The 13,555-nt window shown below is 63.0% G+C and carries 12 protein-coding genes and 2 pseudogenes; 8 read left to right on the forward strand and 6 right to left on the reverse strand.

Annotated elements, in window-relative coordinates:
• The first annotated feature begins 137 nt into the window (after positions 1-137).
• The 5 genes and pseudogenes from KZ686_RS25145 to KZ686_RS25165 all read left to right on the forward strand — a co-directional run bounded on the left by KZ686_RS25145 (position 138) and on the right by KZ686_RS25165 (position 3,573).
• Positions 138-608, forward strand: coding sequence for a CzcE family metal-binding protein (locus tag KZ686_RS25145; RefSeq protein WP_158507260.1), 471 nt, complete (start codon positions 138-140; stop codon positions 606-608).
• Positions 609-739: 131 nt separating this feature from the next.
• Positions 740-976 carry a hypothetical protein gene (locus tag KZ686_RS25150; RefSeq protein WP_151023048.1) on the forward strand — a complete coding sequence of 79 codons (237 nt, stop codon included), beginning with the start codon at positions 740-742 and terminating at the stop codon, positions 974-976.
• A 503-nt stretch (positions 977-1,479) separates the two neighbouring features.
• Positions 1,480-2,531: pseudogene (locus KZ686_RS25155) on the forward strand (HAD-IC family P-type ATPase); the annotation flags it as partial.
• 101 nt (positions 2,532-2,632) lie between these two features.
• Positions 2,633-3,010 (forward strand): DUF411 domain-containing protein, encoded by a 378-nt coding sequence (locus KZ686_RS25160; RefSeq protein ID WP_226994872.1) that lies wholly within the window; start codon positions 2,633-2,635, stop codon positions 3,008-3,010.
• A gap of 230 nt (positions 3,011-3,240) precedes the next feature.
• Positions 3,241-3,573 (forward strand): c-type cytochrome, encoded by a 333-nt coding sequence (locus KZ686_RS25165; RefSeq protein WP_162491058.1) that lies wholly within the window; start codon positions 3,241-3,243, stop codon positions 3,571-3,573.
• Positions 3,574-3,711: 138 nt separating this feature from the next.
• Here KZ686_RS25165 and KZ686_RS25170 read toward each other — a convergent pair whose 3' ends face one another.
• From KZ686_RS25170 to KZ686_RS25190, 5 genes are all read right to left on the reverse strand, one after another.
• A complete protein-coding gene (locus KZ686_RS25170; protein ID WP_053821803.1) occupies positions 3,712-4,188 on the reverse strand; it encodes a cupredoxin domain-containing protein in 477 nt (158 codons plus the stop codon).
• A 69-nt stretch (positions 4,189-4,257) separates the two neighbouring features.
• Positions 4,258-5,175 (reverse strand): copper homeostasis membrane protein CopD, encoded by a 918-nt coding sequence (gene copD, locus KZ686_RS25175; protein WP_053821804.1) that lies wholly within the window; start codon positions 5,173-5,175, stop codon positions 4,258-4,260.
• Positions 5,176-5,182: 7 nt separating this feature from the next.
• Positions 5,183-5,569, reverse strand: coding sequence for a copper homeostasis periplasmic binding protein CopC (gene copC, locus KZ686_RS25180; protein ID WP_053821805.1), 387 nt, complete (start codon positions 5,567-5,569; stop codon positions 5,183-5,185).
• Positions 5,570-5,603: 34 nt separating this feature from the next.
• Complete coding sequence (locus KZ686_RS25185; RefSeq protein WP_053823090.1) at positions 5,604-6,527, reverse strand: copper resistance protein B; 924 nt, start codon at positions 6,525-6,527, stop codon at positions 5,604-5,606.
• A 216-nt stretch (positions 6,528-6,743) separates the two neighbouring features.
• On the reverse strand, positions 6,744-8,618 hold the full coding sequence (locus tag KZ686_RS25190) for a copper resistance system multicopper oxidase (protein WP_151023046.1): 1,875 nt from the start codon (positions 8,616-8,618) through the stop codon (positions 6,744-6,746).
• Between the two features lie 189 nt (positions 8,619-8,807).
• Between KZ686_RS25190 and KZ686_RS25195 the strand changes: the two genes are divergently transcribed.
• The 3 genes and pseudogenes from KZ686_RS25195 (at position 8,808) to KZ686_RS25205 (ending at position 12,764) form a co-directional block, all read left to right on the forward strand.
• On the forward strand, positions 8,808-9,494 hold the full coding sequence (locus KZ686_RS25195; protein WP_012435768.1) for a heavy metal response regulator transcription factor: 687 nt from the start codon (positions 8,808-8,810) through the stop codon (positions 9,492-9,494).
• Positions 9,491-10,876, forward strand: a pseudogene (locus KZ686_RS25200) (heavy metal sensor histidine kinase). Before KZ686_RS25195 ends, KZ686_RS25200 begins: the two are co-directional and overlap by 4 nt.
• A gap of 157 nt (positions 10,877-11,033) precedes the next feature.
• A complete protein-coding gene (locus KZ686_RS25205) occupies positions 11,034-12,764 on the forward strand; it encodes a phage integrase family protein (RefSeq protein WP_174781662.1) in 1,731 nt (576 codons plus the stop codon).
• 84 nt (positions 12,765-12,848) lie between these two features.
• Here KZ686_RS25205 and KZ686_RS25210 read toward each other — a convergent pair whose 3' ends face one another.
• Positions 12,849-13,445 carry a hypothetical protein gene (locus KZ686_RS25210; protein ID WP_174781663.1) on the reverse strand — a complete coding sequence of 199 codons (597 nt, stop codon included), beginning with the start codon at positions 13,443-13,445 and terminating at the stop codon, positions 12,849-12,851.
• Between the last annotated feature and the right edge of the window lie 110 nt (positions 13,446-13,555).

Here is a 13,555-nt window from a genome sequence, read left to right on the forward strand (position 1 = left end):
ACCAACCATTTATATCGGCGCCCGCGACAAGCCGCGCCACTTACGAGGATGTAATAGTCGAGTAACGCTTCGGAGAGGCGCCCCTGCCTACCATTGTGCTCAAGAGGTTCTACCTCGAGACGTCAATGGAGAGCTTCATGAAAACCAAAACAACTGCGCTCACCGCGCTGTCCATCGTTACCCTGATGGCCACTTCCACGGCATGGAGTGCGGACAAGGCCAGAACGAACGCCGGCGATAACTGGGCCGAGCACGTCCAGCGGCAAGCCGCCGAGCCGGTCGGCACGTCGCCCGCTCCGGGCGTGGCAGCGGCAACGGCTAGATCGGACGCCGCCACTTCGTTGGGACCTCAGGCGGCGCTTTTCGGCAGTCCCGCTCAGGCCAACACGGCATCACGGGCGGTCACGCTTACGCCAGGACTGAAATCCGTGCGCGTGGCCTCCGGCGACACGGTCACGTTCCGGAGCGGTGCTCAGGAGATGGCCTGGACGTTTGCCGAGTTCGTTCACGGCAGCACTGTCGATCTCAGCGTTCTCTTTCCGGCGTTGTCCAATGCAAAGGGCGTGCGGGTCTACATCGAACGCAGCCAAATCTTCACCGGTGGCTGATGAACTAAGGCAGCGCTGCAGCCAACGAGCGAGATGACGCGCTTGTAACGTCGCTGTCAGCTCTTGGTTCGGTGCTACGCGCTAGACTGAACTCATAGGCTCATCGAGCCCTTTCCAATAGGAGAAACATTATGCTGAAGTTGAAGAGAACCGCTCTTGTGGCACTGACCGTTACCACGCTTGGCAGCATTGCTGGCTTCGCCCATGCTGGTGTCAATTCGCCGCGCGATCCCTTTACCGAAGGGGCGCACGCGATGGGTACGCGCGATCCGTACACGCACGGGGGCCATACCACGGGGACGCGCGATCCGTTCACCGATGGCAACCATGCGGCCGGCGATCGTGACACCTTCACGGACGGCGCCTAATCTTGCTGCAGCGGGGCTGCTCATACCGGACTGGCCCCGAAGCGAGGCCCAGTATCGCGGAATCCCTTTCGCGACACCGGGCGTCGTTCGTTTCTAATGATGGCACCGCGGCCCTGCCGGATACTACCCTCTGCGCTGCCTCCTGGAATTTTTCTGGGTGCGACACTGCGCACTGCCCGTCAGTGTTGATTTCGGCCTCCCAAAATGCTTTCCTAAGGCTAGACCATCACCCCGTATGCGGTAGGGGGCGTATTTTGAGCCATCGTCCCACTTGACTTTCCCACGACGGGGACGCGTATGCTGCCCTGCTAAGGCAGTTACTCCGATCGAATACGCGAGTTTCGGGCTATGCGCGTGCGCCGACGGTTGCCACTGCAGATGACATCGGTCTGGCCGCCACGGTGCTTCGCGGCCGCTGCTGGGCGGCCGCAGCGGTTGATCGTGCATCAGTTTCACCGTATAACCGATGGCCTGCCTGGCGTTCTCCACGGAGCGGCTGGCCTGGCAGCGCCACGACAACAAGGAGTCAGTCAAGCGAGCGTGTCATCGGCGCGACGATGAATGCGGTTCGGCAGGCTAGTCATTCGGTCCGACAAGGTGGGCTCGCAAACGGTGCTGTCGCAGATCGTGCAAATGGTGGCTCAGGCGCAACGATGCTTCCGAGCGCGCATTGGGGCGAATGACTTTGCGGACGAGCAGGTTCTGCGTCTGGCGGCGAGTCTTGACCATGGCAGCGAACATCCGCTGGTTGCGGCCTTGGTGGAGGCTGGCCGCGCCCGTGGCCTGGCGCTGGTGAACGCGGAAGACGTTGAGCCGAACACCGGCATCGGCATGCGCGGCGGGGTAGCGGGCACGACGATGGCGATCGGCAATACCGCGCGGATGCAAACCGACGGCAGCGCAACTGAAGCGCTGCAGGGGCCGATGCATTGCCGGCGCAAGACACGAGTGTCATGTATCTCGCCGTCGATGGTCGCCTTGCCGGCCTGCTGGCCGTCTCGGATCCCATCCAGAGCTCCACGCCCGAAGCGCTAGCCACCCTCAAGGCCGAAGGCATCCGAGTAGTCATGGCAACCGGCGTCGGTGTGGCCACCGCGAAAGCGGTCGCGGCAAAGCCGGATATTGCCAAGGTTCACGGCGACGTTAAGCCGGCAGACAAATTGGAACTAGTCACCGGGCTGCAGCAGGGCGGCGCCGTCGTTGCCATGGCCGGTGATGGCATCAATGATGGGCCGGCGCTCGCCAAGTTTGATGTCGGCATCGCCATGGGAACCGGTACCGATGTCGCCATGCACAATGCGCAAGTGACGCTGATCAAAGGCGACCTGCGCGGAATTGCGCGGGCCCGGCCGCTATCGAAAGCCACCATCCGAAACATGAAGCAAAACTTGGGCTTCGCGTTCCTCTACAAAGCGCTCGGCGTGCCGTTGGCGGCCGGGGTACTGTACCCGTTTACCGGGTGGCTGCTCTCGCCTATGATTGCCGCGCTGGCGATGAGTTTGAGTTCCGCGTCTGTGATTCAAACGCGTTGCGGCTAAGGCAGACCAATATTTGATAGCGCAGTGGGTGCCGCGTCGCGCTACCAGCCACGCATCGCCATCGTTTTCTTGGGAGTATCGATGAAACGTATCCTGGCTGTCGCGTTGCTCGCCGTCGGTGCAAGCTTGCTATGCTGCATCGCCGACGCTGACGGTCTATAAAGACCCCGACTGCGGTTGCTGTGAAGAGTGGATCAAGCATGTCAACCAGGCAGGGATCCGAACCAAGGTGGTCAATTCGCCCGACGTTGCGGCAACGAAGAACAAGCTCGGTGTCCCGGCACACTTCGCCTCTTGCCATACCGCCGTAATCGACGCTAGCGGCCAAGTGGTGGAGGGCCACGTTCCGGCAACGACGATCCAAAAACTCGCTGCCAAGCCATCGATGAAAGGCGTCGCGGTACCCGGCATGCCAGCCAACTCCCCTGGAATGGGGCAGATGGACGGTAAGCTGGTGACCGTCGATTTTGCTGGCAGGCCGTTTTCCAAAGACTGATGGCCGAACTGGCGGCGCGCCAGGCGCTGCCGGTCAACCGATATGGCACAGTCAGAAAATTCGCGCTGGCGCATCGCCGCATGGTTGGCGTTAGGCGCTGCCGCCGCCGTCGCCGTTGCACTGCAGACCAAACGTTACCTGGAGGCCGCAATCGCCGATAAGCGGCCCGCCTCGGCCCGGCAGCTACGCATCGATGCGTCGGACGCCGTACGCGTGCGCGCGGCAAGCAGCTGTATGCGCAGGCATGCGCGTCCTGCCATGGCGCAAAGCTCCAAGGCCGGGCCAACTGGCGCGAGCGACTTTCCAATGGCCGCATGCCAGCGCCCCCGCACGATGCTTCCGGGCATACCTGGCACCATGCCGACGCGGTGCTCTTTGCGATCACCAAGCATGGACTGGTTCCAGGCGTCACCGCGCCCGCAGGCTATGTGAGCGACATGCCGGCATTCGATCGGTCTGATGACGACATTGTGGCGGTGCTGGCCTACATCAAGAGCACGTGGCCGGACAAGGTGGAAGCGGCGCAGCGCGAAGTCACCGATCAGCATGCGAGCCAGCCATAGCGCCGCGCCCGGAGTCCGCTATACCAGTTAGAGAGCCGAGCAAACCTTGGGCCCAGCTGGCAGCTGGCAGCTGGCAGTTGGCCGCTGGCAGCGGGGGAGCGGGGCCGGCCACGCGCTCGTGTCGAGGATGCTCGATTGTTATCTGACGACGATCTTGCCCACCATGCCGGCCTCGAAGTGACCGGGCACCAAGCAGGCGAAGTCCACCGTCTCAGGCCGAGCGAACTGCCAGACGAGCGTGCCTTGCTGTCCGGGTGCCAGCGTGACCTGATTCGGGCCAGCATGCTTGTCTGCCGGCATGTTGCGCATCATCTGCGCGTGTGCCTGCAACTCGCTGGCAGTGCCGATGATCATTTCATGGTCGACTTTGCCGAGGTTACGCACGACAAAGCGTACCGTCTCGCCGGCCTTTACGACAATCGCCTCGGGCGTAAAGCGCATCGTGTCGCGCATTGCCACGTTCACTGTACGCGTTACCTTGTCGGAATCGCCAGGCTGGCCTGCAGCGGATTTGATTGCGGCGTCATGATGGGCATGATTGCCCTCCATACCGGCGGCAGTCGCCAGCATCGGAGACATGCTCAACGCCAACAGTAATGATTTGATCGTCTTCATGACCTCTCCTTGGCGGTGGACGGAGGAAGGGGACGCAGGTCGTGCAGTGCATCGGGCAACCTTGGCATGCTACGCGCCAGCGGGCGACAGGATGCCGAGCGAGGCAACCAAGGCCAGAATCAGGGTGGCGGCACTGGTTTCGAACATCAGGCTGCGCCGAAGGGCCCGAACGGCGCCGGCCTGGTCGCCCCCTTGCATGGCGCGCTCGAGCCGCGGGCTCAAATGAATGCGATTGGCCGCGGCCAGCGCGAGCATTGCACCGAATAGCGCCAGCTTCATCACGAGCAGCCCACCGTACGACGTCAGCGACAGTTCGGGCAACACTGGCCCCACGATGAGCCCGTAGTTGACCGCGCCGGTGATGGCCAGGGTGACGACGACGAGAGTCCCAATGCGGGCGAATCCGTTGGAGGTGCGGCTCAGAAGGACCACATTCTGAGGCGCGCTAGAGGTGTGCGACAACAGAACGAAGGCGAGAAGGGCGCCGACCCAGGCTCCGGCGGCGATCAAATGGGCAATATCGGACGCAAGATGGACGTAGCGGCGAACGCCATCGTCCATGGCACCATGACCGCCCCAGGCCAGGGTGGACAACGCCACGCCGCCCGCCGCAGTTAACACCGCAAACTGAAGCGTCGGCCACCGGCGGCCAAACAAGGCTATCGCCACGCACAGGAGCAGCGCAATGAGCCGCATCGCCCAGGCCGCACCAAAATCGGTGCCGGTCACGATCATTTCGAAGACATGGCTTTGCAGCTCCGAGTACGCCGATGCGCCGGTCATGCCTTTGGCCATGATGGCAATATTAGCCAATGAGAAGACGACGCCAATGGCAGCGAGCGCCGTGCAAATAGCGACAAAGCTCGTGCCAAGTCGTGACGCCATCTCGTCACGGCGCAAGGCGTACAGCCCGAACAGCGGCAGTCCGAACAGCGCCGCTAGATCGACATAGAGCGCGAAGCGCACCGCAACCGTTGTCCAGTCCATCAGTGGATCACTTAACGGTGAAAGCGATATTACCGGTGATCGGATGCGTGTCGGACGACACGGCGCGCCATTCCACCCGGTAGCTGCCCGGCGCCAGAGACTGCGCTGGGGTGATGACCATCGTCTTGGGATCGTCGCTGCCAGACACCTTGGCCGCAACTTTCATCGGCGCATGGTTGGCCATGCCCGGCATGCCGGGCATGACGAGATTGGCGCCGGAAAATTGGGTCGCCAGGTTCTCCGAAAACTTCAGCTCGATCTTCTGCGGAGCCGACACCTCTGCCTTGTCCGCCGGTGTGGATGAAACGAGCTTGGGGTGCGCGAAAGCAGCAGAACTAGCCAGTACGGCAGCGGCAGCCAGCGTGGCACGAAGGGTAAAGCGGGGCGCTTGCATGATGAACTCCGATTACAGATTTATAGATAGTTGCTTAGAACCACATCCGGACACCCGCCACAAAGCGAGTTTCGCCACTACGGCCGCCTGAGGCGCGAACCATGTCGGCGGTATTGCTGAAGGTCTGATACCGCTCGATACCGATGTACGGCGCGAACTGGCGACTGAACTCGTAACGCAGGCGCACGCCGACCGCGCCGCTGGAAAGCCCGCTGCCGACGCCGATCTCCCGGTCGTTCTTGCCATACAAGTTTGCCTCGATTCTCGGTTGCAGAATCAGACGCTGGGTAATGAGCAACTCATACTCCGCGGATAGGCGCAGCGCGGTGCGACCCTCCGTGCCGACATAGCCGGTAGCGTCCAATTCGAACCAATACGGTGCCAGGCCCTGCACGCCGAATGCCAACCAATTCCGGCTTGGTCGTCCGTAGCCGGCATCGTTACGGACACCGAGCTGGGTGTCCCAATACGTTGCGATCGAATGACCCCAGAGCAGTTCGGTGCGGGCCTCGTGGATCTTGCGCTTTTCCGCCTCGCCCTCGGCCTTGATGACGAGCTTGTTATACGTGCCGCCGATCCACGCCTGTGCCTCGTAAGCAGCGGCATTGCTCTCGTTGCCTTTGACCCATTCGAGCCGGTCGACCAACACCGAAGCGAACACGTGCTCGTCTGCCATATGGAGCGATCGCGCGGGTCCGATGGCGTATTTCCCTACCCCGAGCTGGTAGCCACCGGAATATGCATGCGGATCGCGTGCGTCAGCCGGGGGGCTGCCGCCTTGCATCTGCATGTCGCCATGATCCATGTCTGCCGCCTGGCCGTGGTCCATGCCTTGCATCTTGCTGTGGTCCATGCCCTGCATCTGGCCGTGGTCCATGCCTTGCATCTTGCTATGGTCCATGCCTTGCATCTGGCCGTGATCCATGCCCTGCATCTTGCTATGGTCCATGCCCTGCATCTGGCTGTCATCCACGCCTTGCGTGCCGGTAGGCTCCCTTTGCGGGCCTGCTTTCGGCGCCGGGCCAGCGCTCTCAGCGACACCGCGCGCAGTCGGCTCTGCTTGACTGTTCGGTGTGTGGGCGTGCTGAGCCCAAGCGGTGCTCATGCCTGCCGTGGCGAGTAGAGCGGCCAGTATCGTGCTTATTCTGTTGTGCATGTTCTTAGTCGGTTAAGGTCAGGCCACCACCACTTCGCGGAACATCCCCGCGTCCATATGCAACATCAAGTGGCAGTGCCAAGCCCATCGTCCCAAGGCGTCGGCGGTGACCAGGAAGCTGATTCGTTGCGCAGGTTGCACGGCAATGGTGTGCCGGCGCGCTTGGAACGCACCATCCGGCGCCTCCAATTCGCTCCACATGCCATGCAGATGCATCGGGTGCGTCATCATCGTGTCGTTATGCAAGATGACGCGCAGCCGTTCGCCATACTTGAAGTAGACCGGGGTGGATTTACCAAACTCGACACCGTCGAAGGACCACGAATAACGCTCCATATTGCCGGTCAGGTGCAATTCGACTTCGCGCCCTGGGCCGCGCTGGTCCAGCGGACCGCCGATGGTATGTTGGTCGGCCAGCGTCAGCACGCGACGGCCGTTGTTGCGCAGGCCGATGCCGGGGTCGTCCAGGTTGGTGCGCGCCATGTCGACCCGCATATCCGTGCTGGCGCCGTATTCGGTCCTCGCGTGCCGCGCCTTGGTGCTCGGGACCTTGAGCGATGCGTCAGCGCCCATGCTGTTCATGCCGCCCATGCCGTGCTGGCTGTGGTCCATGGCCATTGCGCCGTGTCCCATTGCTTGCATGCCCATGGAGCCATGGTCCATGCCGGCGTGGTCCATGCCCTGCATGGCCATACCACCATGATTCATGCCGCCCATTCCACCCATGCTACCCATCATGTCGGCCATGGTGAGCCACTTGGGCTTGTCCAGCGCAGGCACCGCGGCCACCAGGCCCTCTCGCGTGGCCAGCGTGCCACGGGCGTAGCCGGTGCGGTCCATCGCCTGCGAAAAGATGGTATAGGCCTCGTCCCGCGGCTCCACGATGACGTCGCAAGTCTCGCCAGCGCCGAAACGGAACTCGTCGACCGTCACCGGCTCGATGTTCTGCCCGTCAACCTGGAACACCTTAAGCTTCAGGCCAGGAATGCGTACATCGTAGAAGGTATTGCCTGAGCCGTTGATGAAGCGCAACCGCACCTTCTCGCCGGGCTGGAACAGACCGGTCCAGTTGCCGGCCGGCGTAACGCCATTGGTCAGATAGGTCAGGGTGGCACCGGAGAGATCTGCCAGATCGGTCGGATTCATCCGCATCTGCTGCCACATCTTGCGCTTGGCGAGCGCACTCTTGATCCCGTCGTTCGAGACGTCGCGGAAGAAGTCGATCGCCGTGGGCTGGTTATAGTTGTAGTAGTCGCTCTGGACTTTCAGTTTGGAGAGGACGCGCATCGGATCCTCATCGGTCCAATCCGACAGCAGCACCGTGTAATCGCGATCAGCCCGGACGCCGTCCACGCCGCTGGCCGGGTCGATGACAATGCCGCCATACACGCCGGTCATCTCCTGAAAGCCCGAATGGGAGTGATACCAATAGCTGCCAGTCTGCTCTACCTTGAACCGGTAGGTGAAGCTCTCGCCCGGCGCGATACCGGGAAAGCTGATGCCTGGTACGCCATCCATCTCGAACGGCAAAATGATCCCGTGCCAGTGAATCGAGGTCGGCTCGCGCAGCCGATTGGTGACCCGGATCGTTACCGTGTCGCCCTGCCGCCAGCGTAGCGTCGGCCCGGGCAACATCCCGTTAATGGTGGTTGCCACCCGCGGGCTGCCCGTAAAGTTAACCACCGACTCGCCAATCACGAGGTCGAATTCGGTCCCCCGCAGCACCGGCGCCGTCCCCGACGCGGCACCTTGCGGCTTGTCTGATGCTTGGGCCCACGCGATGCCCCCAAGACCGGACAATCCTGCCATCACACCCCCCGCAGCCAGACCCTGCACGAAGCGGCGGCGCGGTAGGTTGGCCAGCACAATGCCAGACTGTCGATCACGTCCCATGAAATAGTCCTTTTTGCTTGAATGGCCGCATCGGACAGCGGCAAAGAGAGAGTAACGAGGACGAGGCTACCGACAACTTACCTGAACATTACATTCCGGTAATGTCCGGGCCACTCGGAGCAGGGCTGCGTAGACTCGCCATGGGCTGACCCAAGCGCAGCCATACAATCGGAAAAAGGAAGCTCGAACATGAAACTGCTCGTCGTAGAGGACGAATCCAAGACAGGCCAGTACCTGCGCCAGGGATTGACCGAGGCCGGATTCGTTGTCGACCTGGTTGGCAACGGGCTTGATGGACAACACCTGGCGCTCAACGAGTCTTACGATCTGATTATTCTCGACGTCATGCTGCCGGACCTCGATGGCTGGAGAATTCTGCTGAGCCTGCGCGCGGCCGAGAGCGCGGTTCCGGTCTTGTTCCTTACTGCCCGCGACAGCGTCGCTGATCGGGTCAAGGGACTGGAGCTCGGCGCGGACGATTACCTGGTAAAGCCATTTGCATTCTCCGAACTGTTGGCTCGCGTCCGGACGCTGCTGCGCCGCGGCACTGTGCAGATGGGGCTGGACCGCATTCAGGTGGGCGACCTGGTTCTTGATCTTAGTCGACGTCGCGCTTCGCGCGGAGGTCGCCGGATAGCGCTGACCAGCAAGGAGTTTGCGCTGCTCGAACTGCTCGCCCGCAGGCGGGGAGAAGTTCTGCCCCGCTCGTTGATTGCGTCCCAGGTGTGGGATATGAACTTCGACAGCGACAGCAATGTGATCGACGTTGCGATTCGCCGCTTGCGAGCCAAGATCGACGACGACTTCGACGCCAAGCTGATTCAGACGGTGCGAGGCATGGGGTACGTGCTGGAAGCGCCCGAGGGGCAAGAATGAAGCGCCGTATGTCGCTGACCATGCGGCTGACGTTGTTGTTTTCTCTGACGTCGGCATTGGTGCTACTTGGCCTCGGAATACTGATCTGGCTTTCCATGGACCGGCATTTTGCCGACGAAGATTATGTGGTGCTTGGGGACAACGTTCGTCTGATTCAAAAGATCGCTCAGGAGCAATCCAGCACGCACCTGCCGAGCCGTCTTGCGGAAATGGTGGAACATCACCCCGGTTTTGTCGCCCATGTGAGCACCGCGAAAGGTGACGTCATTTACCGCACCAATGGGTTCGATTTTGGCGCCATGCTCAACGTTATTGGCCGGCTTGGACCGGATGAGACGACCTTGAGCTGGCAGCAGGGAGACAAGGAATAACGAGGTATGCGCGCGCACGCGACAGTGCCCGGCGAGTCGGTGCCCTTGGCGGTGATGGTCGGCATGGACACCGAAATCCATGCCCACTTTATGCACGCGTTTCGTCGCTCGCTGGCCTTCTATACCACGTTGGCGGTGCTCGCCAGCGGCTTGTTCGGCTGGTGGGCAGCCAGGCGCGGTCTGGCGCCGTTGCGAACGATGGCCTCTCGCGCCAAGGGTGTCACGTCGAATCACCTTGACGCCCGCATGCCCGTGGAGACCGTGCCGGTGGAGATGGCCGATCTGGCGGCGACGCTGAATGCCATGCTCGAGCGCTTGCAGGACGATTTCCGGCGATTGTCCGAATTCTCGTCCGACCTGGCTCACGAATTGCGCACGCCGATCACCAACCTGATGACCCAGACCCATGTCGTGTTGTCGCAGCCGCGCGAGGCCGCCAAGTACCGCGACGTGTTGGCCTCCAACGCCGAGGAGCTGCTGCGCCTTGGCCGCATGGTGTCCGATATGCTTTACTTGGCCAAGATGGAGCACGGCATCACGCTGCCCAACGAGGAGTCGATCCATGTCGGCGACGAGGCCCGCGCGCTGTTTGATTTCTACGACGCCTTGGCCGAGGACAAGGGTGTGCAGCTGCGCCTGCAGGGCGACGCCAGCATCGTGGGCGATCGCCTGATGTTGCGCCGCGCACTGAGCAATCTGCTGTCGAACGCACTGCGGTATACGCCCAGCGGCAAAGCGATTGTGATCAAGGCATGCGAGCAAGACGGCGGCGCCACCATCGTGGTCGAGAACCAGGGCGAGGGGATCGATCCCGAGCTGTTGCCGTCGTTGTTCGACCGGTTCTTTCGGGCCGACAAGTCCAGGGCGCGCGCTGATTCGGACAGCGTGGGGCTTGGCTTGTCGATCACGCAAGCCATCATGGTGGCGCACCGCGGTGGAATCTCGGCTGAGTCGTCAGGCGGTCTCACCCGCTTTATTCTGACCTTCCCGCGGCGCCAGCCACGAGCTTAGGGAGGCCGGTCCCCCATGGCGAGCTGCGAGGCACGTGCTGATGCCAGCAAGATCGGCATACTGTTAGGCCATGTGCCGGATCCCGCTGCCAATAGCGACGCTATTGAGATAAGTGTTCTTATCGTAATAGCCAGTTCGCTGCGCTAAACTGGCCCCCATGAAATCACGCCTGACCCTACCTAACTCCACATCATCCGCCAGCACGGGTATGGATACGGCCCCGACCGATGCCTCCACGGCACTCCCCGATGCCGCGTCCCTGGCCGCGCTGCGTGCCTGGCATGCCGGCCTGAGCTCCCGGCAAGCCGTGGCGCAATACCTGGGGGAGGAGAGGGCGCGCGGCCAATCCTCGCGCGCCGTGCTGGGCGGCATTCGCCGCCGGCTTGCCGCACTGGCACGCGAGCGCGGCCGCGACGATCTGACCGCGTTGTTCGAGATGCCGGCGTCGGAGCGGGTGGCGCAGGGCAGGGCGGCCGACCGTGCTATCGAGGTCCTGCGCACGCTGCCGACGCCACGGCCTGCGATCACCGACGACATCGGCCGCTGGCTACCGGCCCGCGCCGTCGCCGCCTTGCGCGCCCACGGCATCGAGACGCTGGCGGCGTTGACCGTGCGCGTGCCCAGGCGCCGCCGCTGGTGGGCGGCCATCCCGAGGCTGGGCGCTGCCAGCGCCAGGCAGATCGAGGCGTTCTTCGCCGCGCATCCCGAGCTGACCGAACGGGCGCGCGCGTTGATCGTGCAGGAGCGACGCAGCGTCGTCGTGCCATGGGAGCAGTTGCGCCTGCCTCATGAAGTCGACGGCTCGCAAGGGCGGTTTCGCGCACCGCGCGAGAGCTGCACCTTGACCGCGGACAACGACTACGAGGCGGTGCAGGCCTGGCTGGCCCTGCACGAGTCGCCCGCCACTCATCGCACCTACCGCAAGGAAGCGGAACGGCTGATTCTGTGGGCCATCGTCGAGCGTCAGCGGCCGCTGTCGTCGTTGACTACCGAGGACGCCGTCGCCTACCGCGCCTTCCTGCGCCGGCCCACGCCACGAGAGCGGTGGGTCGGGCCGCCACGCCCGCGCTCGTCGCCGGACTGGCGGCCGTTCACCGGTGCGCTGGCCGCACGCTCGGTCGCCCATGCCCTGACCATCGTGGGGGCGATGTTCCGCTGGCTGGTCGAGCAACGCTACGTGCTGGCCAATCCCTTCGCCGGCATCAAGGTGCGCGGCGGCGGCCGCACCGCGGCGCTGGACAATTCGCGCGCCTTTACCGACGGTGAATGGAAGTTGGTGCGGACCATTGCCGACGGGCTTGAATGGTCCCACGGCTGGGAGGCCGCCGCGGCGCAGCGCCTGCGCTTCGTGCTGGATTTTGCCTATGCGACGGGGCTCCGGCCCAGCGAGCTGGTAGGCGTCACGCTCGGGGATCTTCGGGTCGACGCAGAAGGCGATGAATGGCTCGAGCTGACCGGGAAGGGAGGGCGCATCGGCAAGGTGGCCTTGCCGCCGTTGGCCCGGCGGGCCTTGGAGCGCTATCTGTCCGAACGCGGTTTGCCCATCAGCCGGCGCTTGTGGCGTCCGGAGATTCGCCTGGTCGGTGACCTGAGCGACGAGTCCGGCTCAGGAATCACGAGCACGCGCCTTTGGCAGGTCGTGAGGCGGTTCTTCAAGCTGGCCGCTGACATCATTGGTTCGGACCATCCTGCGGCTGCGGACAAGCTGCGCCGTGCCAGTCCGCACTGGATGCGGCATACGCACGCCACGCACGCTCTGGATCGGGGCGCCGAGTTGACCATCGTCCGGGACAATCTGCGGCATGCGTCGGTGTCGACGACTTCGGTCTACCTGCATAGCGATGAAGTCAAACGGGCTCGGCAGATCGGAGAGGCATTTGGGGCTTAAATGACACCGCAAGGGCGCCACAGCGGGCTGTACGGACGAACAAGGGGGGCGCAATCTTGCCCTTAGTTGCCGAGCGGTTCTGGCTCAAAACACGGAGTCCTTCAAGCCGAATCCCCTGGTTGGCATCATGGCGATCGTCATGCTGTCGGCGTGCGGCCCCGCCGCGCACAGGGCGATCGCGCGCCGTGCATGGTGACGGCTGCGCAGATCGACGAACTCGAGCATCAGAAAGGCCAAGCAGATGGCCGCCAGCACCAAACCGCCCACGCCGCCGGAAGTCTTGCCATAGGTGAATGCCGCGACGGCCAGGCTGAATATGGTCACGGTGCCGAAGCAAAATGCCCAGAAGCTAGGCGTCACCTGACCTGGTCGGAGCTCGACGTAAGTGGGCCCGGCGGTAAAGCCCAGGTCCTCATTGAACCGCAGATAAGGCCAACCGGAGGCCGCCCAGCGCGCCAGCAACAGCGCTGCCGAATGCTGCGCGATGTAGCGCAGTTGGGCGACCGAAAAGCTCCGGCCATAGGCTGCATACATCCGCCCGCAATCGGCCAGCGTCGGTGCGGCAGGGGCCATCACCTCCCACGCGCGCGCTACCGCATCCGGATTTTGCACACATGGCTCGCGCGCCAGCCAAGACAGTAATTGCACGCCCTGTGACCAGGGCACCGCCGAAGATTCCATGTCCGCCCTCGGTATTGTCTGCCACGCCACGGCAGTGTCCTAAAGTAACTTTGCGTCACTTTACACGACTAGCAAAGAGGCCGACAACTCGGACAGGGGTATCTCGCAGG

The organism is Cupriavidus cauae, assembly GCF_026210475.1.
GTDB lineage: Bacteria > Pseudomonadota > Gammaproteobacteria > Burkholderiales > Burkholderiaceae > Cupriavidus > Cupriavidus cauae.

Coding starts and splice junctions, on each gene's coding strand:
- KZ686_RS25145 (WP_158507260.1), top strand. CDS start 138: ATGAAAACCAAAACAACTGCGCTCACCGCGCTGTCCATCGTTACCCTG.
- KZ686_RS25150 (WP_151023048.1), top strand. CDS start 740: ATGCTGAAGTTGAAGAGAACCGCTCTTGTGGCACTGACCGTTACCACG.
- KZ686_RS25170 (WP_053821803.1), bottom strand. CDS start 4,188: ATGAAGACGATCAAATCATTACTGTTGGCGTTGAGCATGTCTCCGATG.
- copD (WP_053821804.1), bottom strand. CDS start 5,175: ATGGACTGGACAACGGTTGCGGTGCGCTTCGCGCTCTATGTCGATCTA.
- copC (WP_053821805.1), bottom strand. CDS start 5,569: ATGCAAGCGCCCCGCTTTACCCTTCGTGCCACGCTGGCTGCCGCTGCC.
- KZ686_RS25185 (WP_053823090.1), bottom strand. CDS start 6,527: ATGCAGGGCATGGACCATAGCAAGATGCAGGGCATGGATCACGGCCAG.
- KZ686_RS25190 (WP_151023046.1), bottom strand. CDS start 8,618: ATGGGACGTGATCGACAGTCTGGCATTGTGCTGGCCAACCTACCGCGC.
- KZ686_RS25195 (WP_012435768.1), top strand. CDS start 8,808: ATGAAACTGCTCGTCGTAGAGGACGAATCCAAGACAGGCCAGTACCTG.
- KZ686_RS25205 (WP_174781662.1), top strand. CDS start 11,034: ATGAAATCACGCCTGACCCTACCTAACTCCACATCATCCGCCAGCACG.
- KZ686_RS25210 (WP_174781663.1), bottom strand. CDS start 13,445: ATGGAATCTTCGGCGGTGCCCTGGTCACAGGGCGTGCAATTACTGTCT.